Below are 6,325 nucleotides of genomic sequence, written 5' to 3'. Positions count from 1 at the left end.
GCCCGGCTCGCCCCGCCGCGCGAGGCGCGGCACCCGCGGTCCGGCTGCGCGGTGGCGGGGCCGGGCACCCGGTTCGCGCTGCGGCTGGTCGAGGTGCTCTCCGGCGAGCGCCCGGTCGGCCAACTGGCCCGCCACACCACCCACGACGGCTACCGCCAGCTGGCCCGGCTGGCGGCCGGCGGCGGACCGCTGCGCCGGCCGGCGAGCACCGGGCGGCCGCGGCCGGCCCGGGTGCACGAGTGCGCGCCGGGGCCGGGCGTGCTGGAGGTGTGCGTCCGGGTCCAGGCGGGCGAGCGGCACCACGTGGTGGCGTTCCGGCTGGAGCGGCACCGGCGCACCGAGCAGTGGCAGTGCGCCGCGGTGGAGGCGCGCTGACCGTCACCGGAGCCGCAGCGCCGTGCCGTGCCAGGCCGGGCCGGGCCGTGCCGTGCCGTGCCGTGCGACGGAAAAGCGGCGGCGCCACCCGGGAGGTTCCCGAGTGGCGCCGCCGACTCACCGCACGCCGTGCGACCGGACTACTTGCGGCGCCGGCCCTTCGCCGCGGCCTTGGCGGCCTTGCGGCGCTCGGCCCTGGTCAGGCCGTCGCCCTCGTCCTCCGGCAGGCCGTCCTCGAAGTCGCCCTCGATCACGGTGTCGTCGCCGTCCACCGCGGGCGCGGTGTAGTGCAGCCGCTGCGGCTTGGGCGCCTCCAGGCCCTTGGCCTTGATCTCCGGGCGGGCGGCCTTCTCCAGCGAGACCTCGGCCGCCTCCTGCGCGTCCTGCACCGGGACCTCCTCGACCTGCTGCTCGACCTGGACCTCCAGGTTGAACAGGTAGCCGACGGACTCCTCCTTGATGCCCTCCATCATGGCGCCGAACATGTCGAAGCCCTCGCGCTGGTACTCGACCAGCGGGTCGCGCTGCGCCATCGCGCGCAGGCCGATGCCCTCCTGGAGGTAGTCCATCTCGTAGAGGTGCTCGCGCCAGCGGCGGTCCAGCACCGAGAGCACCACGCGGCGCTCCAGCTCACGCATGACCTGCTCGCCGAGCTGGTCCTCGCGGGCGCCGTACTGGGCCTGGACGTCCTCCTGGATCACCTTGGTCAGGAAGTCGGGGGTGAGCCCGGCGGTGCCGCCGGCCTCCTCCTCCAGCACGTCCAGCTCGAGGGTGATCGGGTAGAGCTGCTTCAGGGCGGTCCAGAGCTTCTCCAGGTCCCAGTCGTCCTCGAAGCCCTCACCGGTGGCGGCCTGCACGTAGGCCTCCACGGTGTCGTCCATGAAGTGGCCGATCTGCTCCTGGAGGTCCTCGCCCTCCAGCACCCGGCGGCGCTCGCCGTAGATGACCTCGCGCTGGCGGTTGAGCACCTCGTCGTACTTCAGGACGTTCTTGCGGATCTCGAAGTTCTGCTGCTCGACCTGGGTCTGCGCGGAGGCGATCGCGCGGGTGACCATCTTGGACTCGATCGGCACGTCCTCGGGCACGTTGGCCATCGACAGCACGCGCTCGACCATGCCGGCCTTGAACAGGCGCATCAGGTCGTCGCCGAGCGAGAGGTAGAAGCGGGACTCGCCGGGGTCGCCCTGGCGGCCGGAACGACCGCGCAGCTGGTTGTCGATCCGGCGGGACTCGTGCCGCTCGGTGCCGAGCACGTACAGGCCGCCGATCTCCTGCACCTCCTCCTGCTCGGTCTTGACCGCGGCCTTGGCCTTCTCCAGCGCCGCCGGGAAGGCCTCCTCGAACTCCTCCGGGGTGTCCACCGGGCTCAGGCCGCGCTGGGCCAGCTCCGCGGTGGCCAGGTGGTCGGCGTTGCCGCCGAGCATGATGTCGGTGCCGCGGCCCGCCATGTTGGTGGCCACGGTGACCGCGCCCTTGCGACCGGCCTGGGCGACGATCTGCGCCTCGCGCTCGTGGTGCTTGGCGTTCAGCACCTCGTGCGGGATGCCGCGCTTGCGCAGCTCCTGGGAGAGGTACTCGGACTTCTCCACCGAGACGGTGCCGACCAGCACCGGCTGGCCCTTCTCGTGCCGCTCGGCGATGTCCTCGACCACGGCGGCGAACTTGGCCGGCTCCGACTTGTAGATCAGGTCGGGCTGGTCGATCCGCTGCGGATTGCGGTTGGTCGGGATCGGCACCACGCCGAGCTTGTAGATCTGGTGGAACTCGGCCGCCTCGGTGGTGGCGGTACCGGTCATGCCGGACAGCTTGTCGTACAGGCGGAAGAAGTTCTGCAGGGTGATGGTGGCCAGCGTCTGGTTCTCGTTCTGGACCTCCACCCCCTCCTTGGCCTCGATCGCCTGGTGCATGCCCTCGTTGTAGCGACGACCGGCCAGGATGCGGCCGGTGTGCTCGTCGACGATCATGACCTCGCCGTTCATCACGACGTAGTCCTTGTCGACCTTGTAGAGCTCCTTCGCCTTGATGGCGTTGTTCAGGAACCCGACGAGGGGGGTGTTCACCGACTCGTAGAGGTTGTCGATGCCCAGGTAGTCCTCGACCCGGGTGACGCCCTCCTCCAGCACGCCGACGGTGCGCTTCTTCTCGTCGACCTCGTAGTCGCGGTCGCGCTTGAGGCGCAGCACCAGCTTGGCGAAGTCGGTGTACCACTTGGTGGCCTGGTCGGCCGGGCCGGAGATGATCAGCGGGGTGCGGGCCTCGTCGATCAGGATCGAGTCGACCTCGTCGACGATCGCGAAGTTGTGGCCGCGCTGCACCAGTTCGTCCTGCGACCAGGCCATGTTGTCGCGCAGGTAGTCGAAGCCGAACTCGTTGTTGGTGCCGTACGTGATGTCCATCGCGTACTGGCGCTTGCGCTCGGCGGGCGGCATGTTGCCCAGGATCACGCCGACCTCGAGGCCGAGGAAGCGGTGCACCCGGCCCATCCACTCCGAGTCGCGCTCGGCGAGGTAGTCGTTGACGGTGATCAGGTGCACGCCCTTGCCGGTGAGCGCGTTGAGGTAGGCGGGCAGCGTGCCGACCAGGGTCTTGCCCTCACCGGTGCGCATCTCGGCGACGTAGCCGTGGTGGAGCGCGGCACCGCCCATGATCTGCACGTCGTAGTGGCGCTGGCCGAGCACGCGCTTGGCGGCCTCGCGGACCGTCGCGAACGCCTCGGGGAGGATGTCGTCCAGGGACTCGCCCTCGGCGAGCCGCGACTTGTACTCGTCGGTCAGTGCGCGCAGCTCGTCGTCCGTGAGGTTGACGAAGTCCTCTTCGATGGAGTTGACCTGGGCAGCAATCCGCTGCAGCTTGCGAAGGATCTTCCCTTCGCCGGCGCGCAGGATCTTGTCGAAGACGGACACTTGAGCGGGCTCCTTGCCTGGATCGGCTCTGGGCGACTGCACGGCGGGTCGACCCCGCCGCACGGGCCATCGTATGCGAGGAGGCCAATGCCCCGGGAGGTGCGTCAGCACGCCATTCGTATGTCACCCGTGGGAGCGGATCCCGCGATAGTCGGCAGTAAGCAGACAAATCGGTCATGAGAAAGTCATTTTGATCTCCTTCGTCAGGTCGCGATACTCCGCACATGACAACCCCCAGCACCGATCCGACCCCGCCCGCCGACCCGGCGCCGGCCCCCGTCGTCCTGGAGACCGAGCGGCTGCTGCTGCGCCCGCCGGTCGCCGCGGACATCGACGCGGTCTTCGCCGCCTGCCAGGACCCGGACATCCAGCGCTGGACCGTGGTCCCCTCCCCCTACACCCGGGCGGACGCCGTGTTCTTCGTCGAGCGCCTGGCCGTCGAGGGCTGGCGCGAGGCGCGCAACCCGGTCTGGTGCGTCGTCGAGAAGGCCACCGGCACGCTGGTCGGCACCCAGGGCCTGTCGGCCCGGCGCCCCGGCTCGGCCGAGGTCGGCTTCTGGGCCACCGCCGCCTCGCGCGGGCGCGGCTACGCGGTCGAGGCGCTGCGCGAGGTCTGCCGCTGGGCCCTGCAGGAGCAGGGGCTGCGCCGGCTGGAGTGGGTCGCCTACGTCGGCAACGAGCCCTCGCTGGCGGTGGCCCGCAAGGCCGGGTTCACCCTGGAGGGCACGCTGCGCTCCTTCGGCGAGCGGCGCGGCGAGTTCCTGGACGCCTGGATGGGCTCGCTGCTCGCCACCGACCTGGAGCAGCAGCGGGACTGAGCCGGTTGTCGGTACGGCCGCCTACGCTGCCCGCATGACCGCAGCGCCGCCGCCCACCGTCACCCTCAGCGCCGAGCAGGCCCGCCGGCTCGCGCTGCGCGCCCAGGGCCTGCTGGGCGCGCCCGACCGCCGGGCCGGGGTGCGCGGGGTGCTGCGCCGACTGGGCGCGGTCCAACTGGACACCATCTCGGTCCTCGCCCGCTCGCACGAGCTGGTCCCCTACGCCCGGCTCGGTGCGATCGGCCGCCCGGCGGTCGAACGGGCGCTCTGGGGCGCGGGGGCGAGCTTCGAGTACTGGTCGCACGCCGCCTGCGTGCTGCCGATCGAGGAGTGGCCGCTGTTCGCCTTCCGCCGCCGCTCCTACCGCGAGCGCGGCCACCTGTGGGGCCAGCAGGTGAGCGGGCCGGCCTACCGCGCGGTGCTCGACCGGCTGCGCGGCGAGGGCCCGCTGACCAGCACGGAGTTGGGCGGCGCCAAGCGGACCTCGGAGTGGTGGGACTGGTCGGAGAGCAAGATCGCGGTGGAGCGGGCGCTGGCCTTCGGCGACGTGGTCTGCACCGAGCGGCGCGGCTGGCGGCGGGTCTACGCCCTGGCCGAACAGGCCGTGCCGGCCGAGCTGTTCGGGCAGGACCCGACCGACCGGGAGTGCCTGGCCCGGCTGGTCCGCCAGGCCGGCCAGGCCCTCGGCGTCGCCACCCGCGCCGACCTGGCCGACTACCACCGCCTCAAGCCGGCCCAACTGGACGCGGTGCTGGTCGACTCCGGCCTGCTCCCGGTGGCGGTGGCCGGCTGGGGCCCGGAGGGCGGCGCCGCACCGGCCTGGGCCGACCCGGACGCGCTGGCCGCCGCGGGGTCGGGCGGCGGGCGCCACCGCACCACGCTGCTCTCCCCGTTCGACTCGCTGATCTGGGACCGCGCCCGCACCGAGCGGGTCTTCGGCATGTCGCACCGGCTGGAGGCCTACACCCCCAGGCACAAGCGGGTGCACGGCTACTTCGCGATGCCGCTGCTGGCCGGCGGCCGCCTGGTCGGCCGGGTGGACCCGGCCCGCGAGGGCACGGTGCTGGTGGCCCGCCGGGTCTCGCTCGACTCGGCGAAGCACCTGCCCGCGCTGGTGACGGCGCTGCGCGAGGCGGCGGCCTGGGTGGGCTGCGCCGAGGTGCGGGTCGAGCAGTTGGCGGACGAGTCGCTGCGGCCCGCGCTCACCGCGCTGCTCCACTGAGCCCCCGACCGGGCGCCGGCCGGCCGGGGCCGGGCCCGCCCCCGGGGCTCACCCTATTTCGAGGATCTTCTCCCGCATCGCGTAGACCACGGCCTCCATCCGGGAGTGCAGTTGCAGCTTCTCCAGGATGTTGCGCACGTGGTTCTTCACGGTGTTCTCGCTGATGAACAGCTCCTTGGCGATCTCCCGGTTGTTCATCCCGGTCGCCACCAGCTTGAGCACCTCCAGCTCACGGTCGGTCAGCCGCGGTGCCGGCACCAACTCCCGGTCGTCGGACCGGCGTTGGATCATCGACTTGAACTCGGTGAGCAGCTTGGCCGCCATCGAGGGGCTGATCTGCGACTGGCCGTCGGCGACCGCACGGATCGCGGTGGCCACCTCGTCGGTGGAGATCTCCTTGAGCAGGTAGCCGGTGGCACCCGCCTTGATCGCCTCGTAGAGGTCGGCCTCCTCGTCGCTTATCGTCAGCATGATGATCTTGGTGCTGGGGGCCACCTCCTTGATCGCCGTGCAGGCCTCGATGCCGCTGCGCCGCGGCATCCGCACGTCCATCAGGATGATGTCGGGCAGCAGGTCGGCCGCCTTGAGCACCGCCTCCGCGCCGTCCCCCGCCTCGCCGACCACCTTGATGTCGACTTCCTCGGCGAGCACGATCTCCAGCCCCCGGCGGAACAGTGCGTGGTCGTCCACCACCAGGACGCGGATGGGCTCGCCGCCGCGCGGCGCGTACGCCGGCTCCGGGCCGCCGCCACCGCCGCCTCCGAACCGGTCCGCCATCCGCCCCTCCCCGTCACCGAACGCTGTGAGCCACATCATTCCACGCCCCCGCCGACCGGACTCAACCGCCGATCGGCGGCATCCCCCCGAACGGGTGCGCCGGCGACGCGCCCGCCGAACGGCGCAACCGGCGGCGTACCGGCCGCCGCGGCCCCTCCGGCCTGCGGACACAGCGCGGCGGCCGGCCCCGCGGGGTCGGCCGCCCTGGTCGGGAGGCGCCGCGGCCACGC

General features: G+C 72.2%; 5 protein-coding genes. 3 read left to right on the top strand and 2 right to left on the bottom strand.

Annotation, left to right across the window (positions count from 1 at the left end):
• Window positions 1-375 (top strand): Rv3235 family protein (locus tag ACQRUO_RS38095; RefSeq protein WP_428320763.1); only part of this gene is annotated, 375 nt, incomplete at its 5' end.
• 140 nt (window positions 376-515) lie between these two features.
• On the opposite strand, the gene secA is transcribed toward ACQRUO_RS38095, so the two are convergent.
• A complete protein-coding gene (gene secA / locus ACQRUO_RS38090; RefSeq protein ID WP_428320762.1) occupies window positions 516-3,278 on the bottom strand; it encodes a preprotein translocase subunit SecA in 2,763 nt (920 codons plus the stop codon).
• Window positions 3,279-3,502: 224 nt separating this feature from the next.
• Between secA and ACQRUO_RS38085 the strand changes: the two genes are divergently transcribed.
• Both ACQRUO_RS38085 and ACQRUO_RS38080 read left to right on the top strand, forming a co-directional pair.
• Window positions 3,503-4,096, top strand: a complete 594-nt coding sequence (locus tag ACQRUO_RS38085; protein ID WP_428320761.1) for a GNAT family N-acetyltransferase — start codon at window positions 3,503-3,505, stop codon at window positions 4,094-4,096.
• A 34-nt stretch (window positions 4,097-4,130) separates the two neighbouring features.
• Window positions 4,131-5,318, top strand: coding sequence for a winged helix-turn-helix domain-containing protein (locus ACQRUO_RS38080; protein ID WP_428320760.1), 1,188 nt, complete (start codon window positions 4,131-4,133; stop codon window positions 5,316-5,318).
• A 48-nt stretch (window positions 5,319-5,366) separates the two neighbouring features.
• On the opposite strand, the gene ACQRUO_RS38075 is transcribed toward ACQRUO_RS38080, so the two are convergent.
• Window positions 5,367-6,095, bottom strand: a complete 729-nt coding sequence (locus ACQRUO_RS38075; protein WP_428320759.1) for a response regulator — start codon at window positions 6,093-6,095, stop codon at window positions 5,367-5,369.
• Between the last annotated feature and the right edge of the window lie 230 nt (window positions 6,096-6,325).

This window comes from Kitasatospora sp. LaBMicrA B282, from assembly GCF_050325825.1.
Lineage (GTDB): Bacteria > Actinomycetota > Actinomycetes > Streptomycetales > Streptomycetaceae > Kitasatospora.
The sequence above is the reverse complement of the archived record's forward strand: the minus strand, read 5'-3'. Positions and strand labels throughout refer to the sequence as shown.

What these genes read in the sequence shown, in the direction of transcription:
- ACQRUO_RS38080 (WP_428320760.1), top strand. Translation starts at nt 4,131, where the DNA reads ATGACCGCAGCGCCGCCGCCCACCGTCACCCTCAGCGCCGAGCAGGCC.
- ACQRUO_RS38075 (WP_428320759.1), bottom strand. Translation starts at nt 6,095, where the DNA reads ATGGCGGACCGGTTCGGAGGCGGCGGTGGCGGCGGCCCGGAGCCGGCG.
- ACQRUO_RS38085 (WP_428320761.1), top strand. Translation starts at nt 3,503, where the DNA reads ATGACAACCCCCAGCACCGATCCGACCCCGCCCGCCGACCCGGCGCCG.